This is a genomic window from Vibrio sp. Of7-15 (assembly GCF_022347565.1).
In the GTDB taxonomy this organism is placed as follows: Bacteria; Pseudomonadota; Gammaproteobacteria; order Enterobacterales; family Vibrionaceae; genus NORP241.
In genome coordinates, this window is record NZ_JAKRGH010000024.1 from 63,740 (window position 1) to 79,322 (window position 15,583).

Here is a 15,583-nt window from a genome sequence, read left to right on the forward strand (position 1 = left end):
TCATTACCCCCCTTGCAGAGTCGACCTCAGCATGTTTACACACATTTGGTATTGAACTGACTCTTTCATTCCTTGCTGCAAGTATTGGTCTAATTTAGGCTTTAAGGTAAATGCTTGATCTATTGATGGATCTGTTCCAGGTTTATAAGCTCCTATTGACACCAAATCTTGGTTCTTACGACAAGTGGATAGTACTTGACGTACTGCTTTGGCCATCAACATATGCTCACCATCAGTGATTTGCGGCATAACCCGGCTCACTGAACGCTCGACATCAATCGCAGGGTAATGGCCAGCGTCTGCCATTTCACGAGATAAAACAATATGACCATCAAGAATAGCTCGCGAGGCATCAGCAATGGGGTCTTGCAAATCATCCCCTTCGGTTAAGACCGTAAAGAAGGCAGTAATGGAGCCTTGGCCTTCCCCTCCATTACCCGCTCGTTCAACTAGAGCCGGTAATTTGGCAAATACAGAAGGCGGATAACCTTTTGTAGCAGGAGGTTCTCCCACGGACAAAGCAATCTCACGTTGTGCTTGAGCAAAACGAGTTAAAGAGTCCATAAGCAATAAAACATCTAAGCCCTGATCTCGAAAGTACTCAGCAATAGTCAGTGCCGTTTGACAGCCTTTAAGACGCATAAGCGGTGAGGCATCGGCAGGCGCTGCAACAACAACCGCACGCTCACGGCCTTCGACACCTAAGATTTCTTCAATAAACTCTTTTACCTCTCGTCCACGTTCACCAATCAGGCCAACAACAACAACTTGAGCTGTCGTGCCTCGCGTCATCATTCCTAACGTCACGGATTTACCCACACCAGAGCCTGCAAATAAACCAATTCGCTGTCCTTTACCAACGGTAAGTAAACCATTAATGGCTTTCAACCCGACATCTAAAGGTTCTGTGATTGGTTTACGAGATAAAGGGTTAATGGGAGTCGCAGAAAAAGAAGCCCTCTCTTTGGTGTATAAGTCGCCTAAACCGTCAAGAGGATTACCTACTCCATCAATAACTCGTCCAAGGAGCTCCATACCGACAGGAACACCGCTATCGTGTAAAATTGGAGTAACTTTGGCCCCTGGTAAAATGCCAGAAACTTGTTCACTTGGCATAAGAAAAAGGTTATCACCGGAAAAGCCGACTACCTCAGCCTCCATAGAACCACTTAACGTCTCAACCAAACACAAACTACCAATGGGTGCACGGCAACCTGTCGCTTCAAGAGTTAACCCAACAACACGAACTAACCGACCGGATGCGATGGCTTTAGTGGTTAGCCCTTGAGTTTTATACTGACTTAGTCGCTCGGCAAGCGCTAACATTACTGATCACCTCGATGGTGATTTGTAGAGCAAAACTGTTTAATCACTGAACGTATACGCTCTTCAACCAAAAAACTGACACTTGAATCCCCAGCTTCAATTTGAATATCTCCCACATTCAAAGCAGGCTCACAAACAAGTTGCCACTGACGCTGATCCAATTCAGAGTTACCATACGCATCTAAAACCACTTTATGATCTTGAGGGTTCAGCAGTATTTTAATTTCTCGGTTAGCCACAGGTAAGGCTGTTACCGATTCTTTCAAGGCTTCCAATATACACTGAGGGTTGGTTTGCACTTCTACATGAACAATCTCACGTGTCAATGTTAACACCATGTCAACTATTTGACGCTCAACTTGTGCATTAAGTGTCTGAAGTGGCTCTGCAAATTGATCAGATAGCTTCACCAAAGAAGCAACCTTTTCGGCAATCTCTTCTTGTCCAGAAGCAACCCCTTCAGCATGACCAACCTGCTGCCCTTCAAGCTTACCTTGTTCAAAGCCCTCAACTTTACCTTGTTCAAAGCCTTGAGCTAAACCTGCTTCCTGTCCTTGCTGTAAGCCTTCTTGATAAGCACCTGCCTTAATGATCTCAATCTGTTCTTCCGTTAAAACAAAAGGCTCTTCTTCAGGCTCCTGTTCAATATGAGGAACCCAACCAGGATCATAATTAAGAGCCGTTTCTTTTGCAGGTTTTGTGGGATCCCCATAGTCTGGGAAATCCCACATTTCTGTTGGTACTGCTTTTTCTTCGTCATCAGAAAGACGCAGAAAACCTCTCTTTTGCTTTAAGCTCATACAGTAATTACCCTATTATAAGAACTCTTCAGCACCACCAGACAGCATGATCTCACCAGCATCCGCAAGACGTCGTGCCACAGCAAGAATTTCTTTCTGAGCGGCTTCAACATCAGCAACACGAATTGGCCCCATTGCTTCAAGATCATCTTTAAGCATTTCAGCAGCACGTTTCGACATATTACGTAAGATTTTATCTCGTAGTGTATCGTCGGCACCTTTAAGCGCTTTTTGAAGTACTTCTTGAGGAACGTCACGTAGCATGGTCTGAATACCACGATCATCCACTTCAATAAGATTCTCAAATACAAACATCAAGTCCTGAATCTGAGTTGCCATCTCTTCATCATTATCACGGATTTGATCCATCAACATACCTTCGACGCTATTGTCTAAGTAGTTCATGATTTCCGCGGCAGCTTTCAAGCCACCAATTTTTGCAGCCTGAGCACCAGACTGACCAGCAAATTGTTTCTCCATGATCTCATTCAACTCCGCTAATGCTGCTGGTTGAACTTCTTCAAGATTCGCGATCCTCATCATCAGATCAAGACGCACACGCTCAGGGAATTGAGACAAAATTTCAGCAGATTGATCTGGGTCTAAGTAAGACAGAACAATGGTTTGGATCTGCGGGTGCTCATTAATAATAATGCTGGCCACTTGTCGTGGATCCATCCATTTTAGTGAATCCAACCCTTTTGAACCGCTACCCAGTAGAATTTGATCTACTAAGTTATTCGCTTTATCTTCGCCTAATGCCGCAACAAGAGCATTACGCATAAAGTCTTCACTACCCATTCCAATATTAGTGTATTTCTGGATATCTTCTAAGAACGCTCGATGGATAGCAGACACTTTCTCCTGATTTAAATCGGACACTGTCGCCATGGCGCTACCCACACGCTGAACTTGCTTTGGCTCTAAATGACGAATGATACTTGCAGCATCCTCCTCACTTAGGCTAAGAAGTAAAATAGCCGCTTTCTCTGAACCAGAAAGCGTTGATATATCAAAACCTTCTGTCTTTTCACCGTCTTTTGTTGCTACTTCATTAGCCATTACTAGATACCCAATTCTTCACTACTTGCGCTGCCAACTCAGGTTCATTTGCCACCAGAGCACGAACCGCTTTCAATAAGTCTTCATCTTTATGTAGGTTCGGTAAATCAACGCCTGAGCCAAACTCAAAGCCATCACCACCTTCTAAATCACTACCAATTAAGCCCATCTCACCGTCAGCCCCCACTGGCATGCCATCTGGCCCCAGCTCGTTGCCATCGGCATCTTGATTTGGATAAAGCAGTTTTTTCATTGCCGGACGAATCAGAACAATAATCACCACAATAATGACAAGGGCACCAGCTAACCAACGAACCCAATCGTTAAAGTTTGGATGTTCCCAAATTGGTACATCGGCAATAGATTCCATTGGTGGCTCAGCAAACTTAACACTCAAAACGTTAAGTAGGTCACCACGTTGCTCATTAAAACCGACACTACCAATCAGGAGTTGTCTGATTTTCTCTAACTGTGCATCACTCACCGCAGTATAAGTAACTTCGCCCGTTTCTGCGTTAACAGACTGCTGATGTTTAACCGCAACTGAAACGGTTTGCCTTGCAATCGTACCTGTTTGCTTACGCTCATGGCTAATCGTGGTATCCAATTCAAAGTTACGAGTGGCTTCTTTATGAACTGAACCCTCACCAAGTACTGAACCATCTTTTAACTCTGCAATATCTTGAGGTATTGATGAATCAGCCGGAGGCTGGTTACTTAATGCTCCAGGAATACCGGCAATAACATTACCGTTGTTGTAATCTTCCAGTGTGTATTCACTTCGAGTCGACGCGGTATCTGGATCAAAACGCTTACTGGTTTGCTCTACCGCACTGAAGTCCATAGAGACATCGACTTGCGCAGTGTAGTTACCAATACCAAGAACTGGAATTAAAATTGCGTCAATTTTTTCGCGTAAAGATTGCTCTTGCTTTCTTTCAAGCTCTTGCTCTTTACGACGCACTGATGCCATAGGGTCTTGAGTGCCGGAGCTTAGCAAACGACCATGTTGATCCGTCACTGTTACACGAGTAGGTTTCATGCCTGGTACGGCGCTTGATACCATATCAACAATAGAATCAACTTCTTCTTGACTTAAACTCGCTCCCATACGAAGCGTTAAAAATACGGTGGCTGATGCTTCTTGATTATGCCTTACAAAAACACTTTGTTTTGGCATTGCTAACAAAACTTGAGCTTTTTTGATTGGACGCATTTGCTCAATAGTGCTCGCTAGCTGGCGTTCGCGGCTTAACTTCAAACGTTCTAATTCCAAACGCTGAGAAACCCCAAAGCCCATATCTTGTAACAAGATATCATCGCCTGCATCCGTCGCTTGGTTCAAACCAACACGGCTTAGATTTAGCTTTAATGTACTAAAGCCATCTACAGGGACTCGAACCGTATTACCTTCAAGTTGATATTCCACTTTTTGTTGATCTAAATAATCTAGAACTTGTATCAACTCATCAGTTTCATATGTACCTAGTGGGCGCATATCCGGCTCTTGAACCCAAAAGAACAGCATTACAATTAATGCCACACAAATAGACACAGACAGAACTAAGATAACCTGACGTAAAAGATCAAGATTACCCAAGGCTGAATCTACTTTTGAGGAGCTTTTTTCATCAAGATCCGGGTTTTGTGCACCCAGATCGCCATCGGCAGCTAATGCCCCCGAGCCTGAGTCGTCATTGGACAAGGCAAGATCGGTATTTTGATTTTCTTCTGACACTAATTAATTCCTGCGAATTACACTGGCATGCTCATCAGCTCTTTATAAGCATCGACAAGCTTGTTACGAACCTGGATTGTTGCCTCAAAAGCAACACTGGCTTTGTTTCGAGCAATCATTACATCAGATAACGATACGTTTTCATCACCACGGTCAAAACGTGTTGCTAAATCACTCGACGCACTTTGTAAACCGTTAACGTTATTTACCGCTTGTTGAAAAATCGCACCAAAATTTTCAGAGACTTGCTGACCTGTTGCAGGGCGAGTTGTATTCGCCGCATCCAACATGAGAGCCTGCATTTCTTCCTGTAATCCACCAACTTTCATCTACAACCTCTTACAGTCAATTAATTGACAATATTCTGTGACCCATATCATAAATGCAATATACAGGCCAAAATAAAATCAACCTTAAGCAATTGAATTATGAGGGAATATCAATCCCAGCATCTCTCATTTTTGCCAACTTATAACGTAAAGTTCGAGGGCTAATTCCTAGTTTTTCCGCTACATCTTTGCGTTTTCCGTTACAAGCACGAATAGTTTCAAGAATAATGGCAAATTCTTGTTCACGCAGTTCACCACCCAGCCCCTCACTTCCAGCACCAGCCGCGGCAGTCTCAGAAGGTGTGCTGGAGGAATGTACACTCCCAACTTCAGCAACAGGCCTTACTGTAGGAGAAGAAACTTCACTTTCAACGACTTGCTGTAGGCTATTAGCATCCGACCAATCCAGCCCTTCTAATAAAATATGATCTGTATTAATAGAACTGTTTTCACTCAAAATTAGTGCGCGCTGAACAACATTATCTAGTTCACGTACATTGCCAGGCCAACTGTACTGTTGCAGTTTCTGTATCGCACTGTTTTCAAAACTTGGTACTGGTATTCCCTGCTTACTGCAATGACGTTCAACCAAATGTTTTGCAAGAGGCTCAATATCCCCTGCTCTTTCACATAACGGTGGCCAAGCAATTGGAAAAACGTTCAAACGATAATACAAATCTTCTCGGAAATTCCCTTCTGACACATATAACTTTAAATCACGGTTAGATGTGGCTAACACCCGTACATCAAGCTTAATGCTTTTGCGGCTGCCTAATCTCTCTACTTCTCTTTCTTGCAGTACACGTAAAAGCTTAGCTTGAAGGTTTAGATCCATTTCACTAATTTCATCCAGTAAAATCGTTCCCCCTTGAGCCTGTTCAAATTTGCCAGGGCACGCTTGTACAGCACCGGTAAACGCCCCTTTTTCATAACCAAATAAAGTCGCTTCAAGCATATTATCTGGAATAGCGGCACAGTTAATGGCAATGAACGGACCATCTTTACGAGGGGAGGAGTTATGGATATATCGCGACATCACTTCTTTACCGCTACCACTAGGCCCTAAAACCATGACATTAGCATCCGTTTTAGCGACTTTATCTGCTAGTGATAGCAATTTAAGGCTTTTAGGATCTGCGACAATCGCATCGGTAGAATCAGTATTCACTGGAGCATACCTGCTCACCATATTAAGTAGTACTTCCGGCGCAAATGGCTTGGCCATATAATCAATCGCGCCTTCTTTCATGGCTGCTACAGCATCCTCAATATTTGCATATGCCGTCATTAACAATACAGGTAATTTCGGCCAATGCTGCTTAATACTTCGCAATAACGCTAGCCCGCCCATCCCAGCCATTTGCACGTCTGAAACCACAATATCAACTGGCTGAGATTTTAAAATTAACAGAGCCTGTTCAGCACTGTCTGCTTCTACCCATTCATATCCAGCCAAAGCCAGTGTATCTACCAAAGCTTCACGTAAGCCTTCATCATCTTCTACGATAAGCACTTTGCTTTGAGCCATTTTTATTCTCCAGACGTTAAATCATTTTGAGGTAGAGGGATACACATAGTGAAACAGGCACCATCGCCGATTTCTGAAAATAACTCTAAACGTCCACTATGTGCTCGACATACCATTTGCACTACTGCTAGCCCTAAACCAGTACCTTGAGAGCGGGTAGTAAAAAACGGTTCCATAATTTTAGTTTGTATCTCTTCAGGAACCCCAGGGCCATTATCTTGAACGGAAATACGCAACTCATCGTTCACTGTTCGACAGTAAACATCCACCTGACAACCTTTGCCAGACACTTGAATAGCATTAATAACAAGATTACTTAATGCACTTGCGATCGCATTCGAGTTTCCGATGACTACGGTGTCCTCTTGCTCAACCTCAAGGCAATAATCAGCCTGATTATTATTAATTGTCGTTTCTACCATGGGAGTGAATTCAGATAATAAGCTCTCCACACTAAAGGGGTTCACCACCTTATTATCACCACCTTTGGCAAATAAGAGCATGTCGTTGACTTGTTTTTCTAGGTCGTGGAGTCTATCGACTAATTTAGTCTGAAAACGTTCGCGAGTGGCGGCAGGTAGGTTAGGGGCTCCAAGGTTTGAAGCGTACAACATTGCACTAGATAATGGTGTTCTGACTTGATGAGCTAAAGAAGCAACCATCCTTCCTAATGAAGACAAACGCTGCAAATCACTCACTCGGGACTGTAACAGTCGGGTTTCCGTAAGATCGGTTATTAAAATTAGTTGCCCCATATCTGATGCAGAGATGGCTAATTTTACTTTGCGACCAGTCCGTAATGAGACTTCATGGCCATCATCTTCTCTTGGATCAAAAGCACGCTGAATGACAGAGAACCACTTTTCCCCAACCAATGGGAAACCAAGCAACTGTTCAGCTTCTGGATTTGCTTCACAAACCACACCTTGGGGATCCAGCAAAATCACACCAGCAGGCATCACATCTAAAACTTGCTTATAGCGTGTAACTTGCTCAGTTAATGTCCCCAGCGGTGACGCTGACTCAGGGATCTCAGATTTTTGCATGACGATTTTCCGACTCTAAAAAAACAAAGAGGCTTAAGCATATTACATGCCAGCCTCTTTATCCTTAAAATTCAACACCATAGAGCCTTGGTTAATCGTCAATGGTTTGACTAACTATCGAATATCATCTTTATTAAGATTATATTTCCTCATTTTTTCAACTAAAGTAGTTCTTCGCATTCCTAACATATCCGCGGCACGAGCAACCACACCACTTTGTGCTTCAAGCGCTTGACAGATCATATTAACCTCAACATCCGCCAACATCTCTTTCAGGTTCACACCTTCTGGGGGTAAGCCACCGTGAGGAACTGTACTGTCAGCCTTAATAGGTTCAGGCTCTGAGGGAGAAGATTCAAAGTTTGAAAACATATCAGCCAATGCTGCTTGCTCTTGCTCTTCAATCGACATTCCATCGTATTGAGACTCAGGTTGAAATTCAGGAATATCGCTGTAGCGGTATTTTGTTGGCAGATGATTAACATCAACCATTTCACCCGGATATAGAATGACTAGACGTTCAACTAAATTAGCCAGCTCTCTCACATTACCTGGCCAATGATGCTCCATTAAAGAGTTAACGGCCCTAGGAGTAAAATGGATAGGATGACCACCTTCTGCTTCCATTCTAGTTAACAATTCCTGGAGTAATAGCGGAATATCTTGCTTACGCTCTCTTAACCCCGGCATTTCAATTGGGAAGACATTCAAGCGATAGTAAAGATCTTCACGGAACGTGTTGTTTTCAATCATCGTATCAAGATTACGGTGAGTAGCGGCAATAATACGAACATCAGCCTTAATACTTTCATTACCGCCAACACGCTCAAAGCAACGTTCTTGCAGTACTCGTAACAACTTTACTTGCATTGGCATCGGCATATCACCGATCTCATCAAGAAATAAAGTGCCACCTTCTGCTAACTCAAAACGCCCTTTACGAGCAGAAATCGCTCCTGTGAATGCGCCTTTCTCATGACCAAAAAGCTCACTTTCTAACAAATCAGGAGGTATTGCACCGCAGTTAACAGGGACAAAAGGCCCTTTACGGCGTGGTGAATGGTAATGAATATTACGAGCAACGACTTCTTTACCCGTACCTGACTCACCAAGAATAAGTACGTTCGCTTCTGTGCCAGCAACTTGCTCAATCAGGTGTCTTACTTCTTGAATACACTGACTTTGACCAACCATGCTTCTAAATAACGTATTTTTACGACCAAGCAGAGGTACTTTATACCCTTGTCGGCCAAGAAACTCCTGGCAATGACGCAGAGCCTCACTTAATTGAGGGTAGTTCAGTGGCTTTTGAAGCTCCCCAACATAGCTAGTGACTGACTCCAATTCAGAATGATGACAAGCAAGCGCTATCACTGGAATATGATTATGTACAGACAGCTTTTCTAAAATTTGAGGAAAGTGTGATGATGTATGGACATGGCCTAAAAAGCAGGCCTCCCACGAGTCATCCCACTTAATTTGCGGCACATCTTTAGATGTCGCCAAAACGCAATTCTCTCCCACAAAGTCAAGAATTACCCCAATGTCATGGCGATGTTGACTGTCATCTTCGATAACAAGTATTTTTGCTAAACCCTGCATGAGTAACTTAATTTCTGCCTTGTAATTAATTATTATTCTTTGCGGCTTATTCCATGAACAGCAACAATCTATTCTTTCTATTTTAATTACAAACAGGGTGGTAAGGCAACCAAGGTCACGTAAAAGCTGTGACCTTGGTTTAAGAGAAAGGCAATATTGTTTATTTATCGACCAACCTGATCAGCCGTTAAATTATGGTATTCCGTTGGAATTTGATCCCATGCAGACTTGATCTCGCGTAGCATTTCAACAACATCATCAAGTGGCTCAGATGTATTTGACTGGTTAGCTAAAGCAATTTGGCGGATCATAAAATCATATAATGCATCTAAGTTCTTGGCGATCTCTCCACCTTCATCCATAGATAAACAAGTACGTAAACTGATCACAATATCCAGAGCTTTGCCTAAACGCTCGCCTTTAACGGCAAGAGAGCCCTGCTGCATCGCTGCCTTACCTTGAATAAGACGCTCAATTGCACCAGCCATCAGCATCTGAATAACCTTGTGTGGAGATGCTGCACTTAATTGACTGTCTACTGACACCTTCTTATAGGCTTGTAGTGAACCTCGCATCGAATTTCCTCATTATTATTGAAACTTCTTATATAACTGCACCGATTTTTTGCTATGCTGCAGTTGCTTTATCTTACTGGCGAACTTATCTGTGTGTTTATTCATTTCAAGCACAATAAGCTGAGTGCGTTCAATGGCATGGTGCCATCTCTCAGGTGTTCGCTTTTCTGGCGCTTGAAATAACTCATGCAAAAGCTGTTCCCGAATATCGACTTTTTGTACAATTTCTTCAATATTTGGGTCATCTGAGCTTAAAAGAGTCAATAAACCCAGATCCAGCTGCTCCAATTGCTTTAATAGCTCACACATTTAGCTTACATTCCAGCTGACATTGCATTCATCATTCCCGAAAGTTGACTCTGCATTTTGCCAGTGGCTTCCTGCATTGCTGAAAACTTATCAAATGTTCGGCCTTCAAGGCTCTCCATACGACGATCCAGCGTTACTTGCTCATCATCTAAACGATAACCTTGATCGACCAAACTATTTTCACGAGTTCGGATGCTACCTGTAGAACCAGTAAACGCTTGAATTACATCTTCCACTTTTTTTGCAAAACCATCAGATCCACCAAAGAAGCCATGCAAATTGGTGAAGTTTTCATTTATTTGACGGTCTAACACAGAATAGTTGATTTCGAGCGTACCTGCTCGGGTCGTAGAAATACCAAGCTCACTTAATGTCTTAATTGATTCAGGAGCACTCGCAACAGGCGAAGAGAATGTCGATTTTAAACGTGACTCAGAAGAACGGATAATGCTATCACCAGATAAAGGACCACCTTGCCCTGTTCTAGGATTAACACTGCCAAGCTCTTGGCTCACGGCATAAAATTGATTGTAAGCCTCAACAAAACGTTCAATAGATGCTTTAACAGAAGCCCTATCATATTGAATATCCAACTCGACAGGATCATCAGCAGTATTACCTACCGACTTTAATGTAAGATCAACGCCTTGAATTGCATCTTTAATAACGTTCGTTTCACTGCTTAACTCAGCAATACCATCCAGCACCACTTTAGCATCACTGGCAGACTGCAGTTGTGTCATACCAATAGCTTGCTCGTAACCCACTTTTGCCGCACTTAAGGCAACAGATGCAGGCATACTCATATCTGTAGCTGTACTCACCGCGGTGGGCAAGATATCGTCCCAGTTATCAGTCAGTGTTCCTGATGCTGATTCACTCCAACCTGGAATAACATTACTTGGATCATTAGGATCGTCTTCCGGGTCTGGCTCTTTGTCTTCACCGTCTTTCTTCTCTGTCGTAGGATCTTCTGACAAAGAATCACTAATAGCCGTTTCAGCCATTTTAGCTATATCATCCACAGGCCCTAACACTTGGTCAGTTAGAGTCTGATACCCAAAGTTATGCAAAGGGTTACCAGGAATGGCTGAAACGGATATTTTTATCTCATTTTTTGCGCCTGATTTATCAGATGCAAGTATTAACCTTGAGCCTTCATCATCCTTAATGATGGATGCACGTACACCTGGATTTGAATTCGATTCATTAATCGCCCGTGCCACATCAACAAAACTGGCATTATCTTGTTTAATGTCAATTTTAAATTCTTTGTCGCCAAGTTGAATAAGCAGCTTGCCCGGACCAAACTTCGTATCTTCCGCTAATGCATTCGATGCTAATTTATGTGCCTGAGCAAGTTGCTGTACATCAACCGCGTACTTCCCTGCCAATGCTTCATGGGTAGCCGTCGCGCTAATCACCTCTTCATCAGTTGAAGTAACACTTCTTAAAGAAAAAGCATTATCTTGACGGAAACTCGCCATCAGGTCTTTCATGGTATCGAGAGATTCTCTAAGTCGTCCGTAAGCACTGATATTTGTATCAATATCAGTTCTTTCTCGCTCGATCCGTTGCTGCTTAGGCGCGCGCTCCGTTTCGACAATTTTGTTGACCATAGAGTTTATATCTAGGCCACCGGACATCCCCATAGGGTTTACACTCATGAATATCTCACTTCAAATACCAATTCTAAACCTTCTCAGCTACTAACCCCGATGAATGAGCAGCAAGCTGTCTTACTAGTTCTAGCATTTCTTCATCCGGGATCTGCCGTATAACATCTCCTGTACTCATCTCAAATACAGTAACGACATTTCGACCTGATTGCTCATCGACACGAAAAGACAGCCCTTTGTTAAAGGTAGAAACAAATTCTGATAGTTTCTCAGCCAACTGTTCGAGCTCTCGCTCTCGTTTTGCTTCTTGTTGCTGAGCAGCTTGCGTCGCTTCTAACTTACGGATTTCTCTTTGTGCTGATTGAGCTACTGGAGGTTTTCCATTGGAAATACTAGATACGCTCTCATTTTTTGAAGCAACTTTCGTACCAGAATGAGAGTTAGGCATAGGTAGGGATGAAGTTGAGACTGATGGTATGTCCATAACTATTCACCTCCTAAGGTAGGTAGGCAGCAGGCATGAACCTGCCGCCTTTGCGGTAACTATTTAGAAGCATAACATGCTTCAGGCAGTTTTATTAACCTAATAGGCTAAGTGCCGCAGATGGAGCTTGCTTCGCTTGTGCAAGAATTGAAGTACTTGCTTGTTGCAAAATTTGAGACTTAGTCATCTGAGTCGTCTCTTTAGCGAAGTCCACATCCTTGATTTGGCTCTTAGACGCAGATACGTTTTCAGAGATGTTATCAAGGTTATTGATGGTGTGGTCCATACGGTTTTGCTTAGCACCTAGCTCAGAGCGGTGTGCGTCCACATAACCCATTGCTGCATCAACAATCGCTACAGCTTTTTGTGCGCCAGCAATTGTAGTCACATCAATATTTTGAACTGTTTCTGTCGCCAATGTTGCTGAATCCATACCAGTTGCAGCAGCTAGAGAGCCAGAGAAACCAAGTTCTGAGCCTTCTTGAATTGTGTCTTCAGAAGCAAAAACTTGTAACTTACCACCTTCACCAACCGACGCATTTACTTTGTCAGTCTGACCGTTAATGTAAGTAGCAATCTCTTCGATATCATCACCTTCTTTCGCAGTGATATTGATTTCTTGTAGCTCACCAGCTTTGTCAGTGTACGAGATGGTCATTTGACCTTCATCACCACCTTTAGCAGTCCAACCTTCCGCAACACCTGCACCTGAAGTAGCAGTTTGACCACCCATTTTAGCTTCATCAGCACGCATGTTGTTTAGCGTAAGCATTACCGCTTCACCTGAGTCCGCACCAACTTGGAAAGATTTAGTTTGGTAAGTACCATTAAGAAGACGAGTACCACCAAATGATGTAGCTTCTGCAATACGGTTCATCTCATCCGTAAGTGCTGTAACTTCATCTTGAATCGCCTGGCGATCAGCATCAGTATTTGAACCATTTGCTGATTGAAGGGATAAATCACGAACACGAGAAAGAATGTTTGAAGTTTCTTTCATTGCGCCTTCAGCCGTTTGCATGATTGAAATACCGTCATTAGCATTACGAACGGCAACATCAAGACCACGAACCTGAGTATTCAAACGATTTGAAATTTGAAGACCTGCAGCATCATCTTTAGCGTTGTTAATTTTATAGCCAGATGATAAACGCTCCATTGACTTATTTAAGCCATCAGTTGCGTTGTTCAGGTAACGCTGTGCTGTCATTGCTGATACGTTTGTATTAACTGTTACTGCCATATTGATCTCCTTAGGCATTTTGGTTGTACCTTTTTGGTCTCATCCTCCAAAAAGGCCACCTTATTTCTCACATATTATTAACGGCTATACTCTGAAAACCCTTAACCATTTTGAGCTTTCCTATGTGTTTCTCACATTACACATAGAAAAATCCCCCAACCTAGCTTTAATCACATAAGAAAAAACAAAAAGTGATTAAAAACAAGGTATATCAGATGGAATAAACTCTAGGTAAGTTCACTATTTTTCTCGAAATAGTGATCTTACTAAGACCTATTCCCTCTCATAATGCTCAGAGACTAAGAAAGTAAACTTAAAGCCGCTATAGGAACCTCTTTAGCTTGAGCTAAAACAGACACCCCTGCTCTTTGCAGAATTCTTTCTTTCATCATCTGAGTTGTTTCTTTAGCAAAATCAACGTCTTTAATACGACTATTTGAAGCTGCTACATTCTCATTAATATTATCTAGGTTATTAATAGAATGAATAAATCTATTCTGTATGGCACCAAGTTCAGCACGGTTACTGTCAACATAAGCTAAGGCAGAATCAATAATGGAAACGGATTTCTGAGCACCAGCTACCGTATTTACATCTATGTCTTGCACAGTTTCTATTGTTTGCTTTGCTGCATCTAATCCCACTTGGCTCGCTAACTCACCAGAAAAGGATACTTCTCCATCTACCACATCTTCAGAGAGAAAGACTTGCAACTTGCCATCTTCACCAACGGAAGCGCTCACTAAGTCAGTCTGACCATTGATGTAGGTTGCTACCTCTTCAATGTCATCCCCAACTTTCGCCTCAATATTGATTTTCTGCTCATTACCATCCCGATCAATAAAGTCAATTAACATGGAAGAATCAGCAGCAGCCATCCAACCGTCTTCAACGCCGAGTTCAGAGGTATAAACTTGCCCTCCCATGCGCGAATCATCCGCTCGCATGTTGGCCATCGACATTAAAACAGCCTCACCAGAATCAGCACCGATCTGAAAAGCTTTACTATTGAATGTTCCGTTGAGTAAACGTGTCCCGCCAAAAGACGTGGTTTCTGCTATACGGTTTAGCTCATCGGTCAGCGCATCCATCTCTTCTTGGATCGCCTTTCGATCATGAGCGCTGTTAGAGCCGTTTGCGGCTTGTAGTGATAAATCCCGCATTCTCTGCAAAATATTAGAGGTTTCTTTCATCGCCCCCTCTGCAGTTTGCGCAATGGATATCCCATCATTAGCATTGCGAACAGCAACATCTAACCCTCTGTTTTGAGTCTGTAAACGATTAGATATTTGTAAACCGGCAGCATCATCTTTTGCACTGTTGATTTTATAACCAGAAGATAAACGCTCCATCGACTTATTTAAGCCATCTGTTGCATTATTTAAATACCGCTGTGCAATCATTGCAGATGTATTTGTATTAACATTAATCGCCATATTCATCTCTCCATTAAAACCATCTAAAGTACAAAAAACGATTTCTATTTCCTGATACTTTAGTTATCGGCCGGAGGTGGTTAAACTTTAACCAAACATAACCTGCAACTATGCTTACTTTTCAACTTGGTCCACTTTTTAAAGAACGATGTCGCTTTATTTTCATCTACCAACAAAGGTGGAAGTAACTAGCTTATAGAACTCTTATTAATTACTGCACCTATCAAATTGATATTAAACTCAATTCGACAAACCTCTATTAATAAAAAACATAATTTAATATTTCTTATTTAAAGCTAAGTTCATCACAGGCTATTAAATAGGTCTCTACTAAATAGCCTGTGATGTGGAAATATTTACCCTAATAAGCTCAGAGCTGCATTCGGGGTTTGTTTTGCCTGTGCCAAAATAGACGTGCTCGACTGTTGTAAAATCTGAGCTTTGGTCATCTGTGTGGACTCTTTCGCAAAATCAACGTCTTTAATA

Annotated in this window: 15 protein-coding genes; all 15 read right to left on the minus strand. The window is 42.4% G+C overall.

Annotation, left to right across the window (positions count from 1 at the left end):
• Window positions 1-3 precede the first annotated feature (3 nt).
• Complete coding sequence (fliI, locus tag MHO82_RS19990; protein WP_239186858.1) at window positions 4-1,326, minus strand: flagellar protein export ATPase FliI; 1,323 nt, start codon at window positions 1,324-1,326, stop codon at window positions 4-6.
• A complete protein-coding gene (fliH, locus tag MHO82_RS19995; RefSeq protein WP_239186861.1) occupies window positions 1,326-2,126 on the minus strand; it encodes a flagellar assembly protein FliH in 801 nt (266 codons plus the stop codon). The genes fliI and fliH overlap by 1 nt, the downstream gene beginning before the upstream one ends.
• A 15-nt stretch (window positions 2,127-2,141) precedes the next feature.
• A complete protein-coding gene (gene fliG, locus MHO82_RS20000; protein ID WP_239186864.1) occupies window positions 2,142-3,188 on the minus strand; it encodes a flagellar motor switch protein FliG in 1,047 nt (348 codons plus the stop codon).
• Window positions 3,181-4,926 carry a flagellar basal-body MS-ring/collar protein FliF gene (fliF, locus tag MHO82_RS20005; RefSeq protein WP_239186867.1) on the minus strand — a complete coding sequence of 582 codons (1,746 nt, stop codon included), beginning with the start codon at window positions 4,924-4,926 and terminating at the stop codon, window positions 3,181-3,183. The genes fliG and fliF overlap by 8 nt, the downstream gene beginning before the upstream one ends.
• 17 nt (window positions 4,927-4,943) lie before the next feature.
• A complete protein-coding gene (gene fliE, locus MHO82_RS20010) occupies window positions 4,944-5,255 on the minus strand; it encodes a flagellar hook-basal body complex protein FliE (protein ID WP_239186870.1) in 312 nt (103 codons plus the stop codon).
• Between the two features lie 97 nt (window positions 5,256-5,352).
• On the minus strand, window positions 5,353-6,783 hold the full coding sequence (locus MHO82_RS20015) for a sigma-54 dependent transcriptional regulator (RefSeq protein ID WP_239186873.1): 1,431 nt from the start codon (window positions 6,781-6,783) through the stop codon (window positions 5,353-5,355).
• A gap of 2 nt (window positions 6,784-6,785) precedes the next feature.
• Window positions 6,786-7,829: an ATP-binding protein gene (locus MHO82_RS20020; RefSeq protein WP_239186876.1), complete on the minus strand. Its 1,044-nt coding sequence runs from the start codon at window positions 7,827-7,829 to the stop codon at window positions 6,786-6,788.
• A 114-nt stretch (window positions 7,830-7,943) separates the two neighbouring features.
• Window positions 7,944-9,431, minus strand: coding sequence for a sigma-54 dependent transcriptional regulator (locus MHO82_RS20025; RefSeq protein WP_239186879.1), 1,488 nt, complete (start codon window positions 9,429-9,431; stop codon window positions 7,944-7,946).
• Window positions 9,432-9,595: 164 nt separating this feature from the next.
• Window positions 9,596-10,006 carry a flagellar export chaperone FliS gene (gene fliS, locus MHO82_RS20030; RefSeq protein ID WP_239186882.1) on the minus strand — a complete coding sequence of 137 codons (411 nt, stop codon included), beginning with the start codon at window positions 10,004-10,006 and terminating at the stop codon, window positions 9,596-9,598.
• A 15-nt stretch (window positions 10,007-10,021) separates the two neighbouring features.
• Entirely contained in the window at window positions 10,022-10,315 is a 294-nt protein-coding gene (locus MHO82_RS20035) for a flagellar protein FliT (protein ID WP_239186885.1), read from the minus strand.
• Between the two features lie 5 nt (window positions 10,316-10,320).
• Entirely contained in the window at window positions 10,321-11,982 is a 1,662-nt protein-coding gene (fliD, locus tag MHO82_RS20040) for a flagellar filament capping protein FliD (RefSeq protein WP_239186888.1), read from the minus strand.
• A gap of 25 nt (window positions 11,983-12,007) precedes the next feature.
• Entirely contained in the window at window positions 12,008-12,418 is a 411-nt protein-coding gene (locus tag MHO82_RS20045; protein ID WP_239186891.1) for a flagellar protein FlaG, read from the minus strand.
• Between the two features lie 94 nt (window positions 12,419-12,512).
• Window positions 12,513-13,661: a flagellin gene (locus tag MHO82_RS20050; protein WP_239186894.1), complete on the minus strand. Its 1,149-nt coding sequence runs from the start codon at window positions 13,659-13,661 to the stop codon at window positions 12,513-12,515.
• 299 nt (window positions 13,662-13,960) lie between these two features.
• A complete protein-coding gene (locus MHO82_RS20055) occupies window positions 13,961-15,097 on the minus strand; it encodes a flagellin (protein ID WP_239186897.1) in 1,137 nt (378 codons plus the stop codon).
• Window positions 15,098-15,453: 356 nt separating this feature from the next.
• The coding region (locus MHO82_RS20060) for a flagellin (protein ID WP_275440690.1) at window positions 15,454-15,583 on the minus strand (130 nt) is incomplete at its 5' end.

What these genes read in the sequence shown, in the direction of transcription:
- fliI (WP_239186858.1), bottom strand. Translation starts at nt 1,326, where the DNA reads ATGTTAGCGCTTGCCGAGCGACTAAGTCAGTATAAAACTCAAGGGCTA.
- fliH (WP_239186861.1), bottom strand. Translation starts at nt 2,126, where the DNA reads ATGAGCTTAAAGCAAAAGAGAGGTTTTCTGCGTCTTTCTGATGACGAA.
- fliG (WP_239186864.1), bottom strand. Translation starts at nt 3,188, where the DNA reads ATGGCTAATGAAGTAGCAACAAAAGACGGTGAAAAGACAGAAGGTTTT.
- fliE (WP_239186870.1), bottom strand. Translation starts at nt 5,255, where the DNA reads ATGAAAGTTGGTGGATTACAGGAAGAAATGCAGGCTCTCATGTTGGAT.
- MHO82_RS20015 (WP_239186873.1), bottom strand. Translation starts at nt 6,783, where the DNA reads ATGGCTCAAAGCAAAGTGCTTATCGTAGAAGATGATGAAGGCTTACGT.
- MHO82_RS20020 (WP_239186876.1), bottom strand. Translation starts at nt 7,829, where the DNA reads ATGCAAAAATCTGAGATCCCTGAGTCAGCGTCACCGCTGGGGACATTA.
- MHO82_RS20025 (WP_239186879.1), bottom strand. Translation starts at nt 9,431, where the DNA reads ATGCAGGGTTTAGCAAAAATACTTGTTATCGAAGATGACAGTCAACAT.
- fliS (WP_239186882.1), bottom strand. Translation starts at nt 10,006, where the DNA reads ATGCGAGGTTCACTACAAGCCTATAAGAAGGTGTCAGTAGACAGTCAA.
- MHO82_RS20035 (WP_239186885.1), bottom strand. Translation starts at nt 10,315, where the DNA reads ATGTGTGAGCTATTAAAGCAATTGGAGCAGCTGGATCTGGGTTTATTG.
- fliD (WP_239186888.1), bottom strand. Translation starts at nt 11,982, where the DNA reads ATGAGTGTAAACCCTATGGGGATGTCCGGTGGCCTAGATATAAACTCT.
- MHO82_RS20045 (WP_239186891.1), bottom strand. Translation starts at nt 12,418, where the DNA reads ATGGACATACCATCAGTCTCAACTTCATCCCTACCTATGCCTAACTCT.
- MHO82_RS20050 (WP_239186894.1), bottom strand. Translation starts at nt 13,661, where the DNA reads ATGGCAGTAACAGTTAATACAAACGTATCAGCAATGACAGCACAGCGT.
- MHO82_RS20055 (WP_239186897.1), bottom strand. Translation starts at nt 15,097, where the DNA reads ATGGCGATTAATGTTAATACAAATACATCTGCAATGATTGCACAGCGG.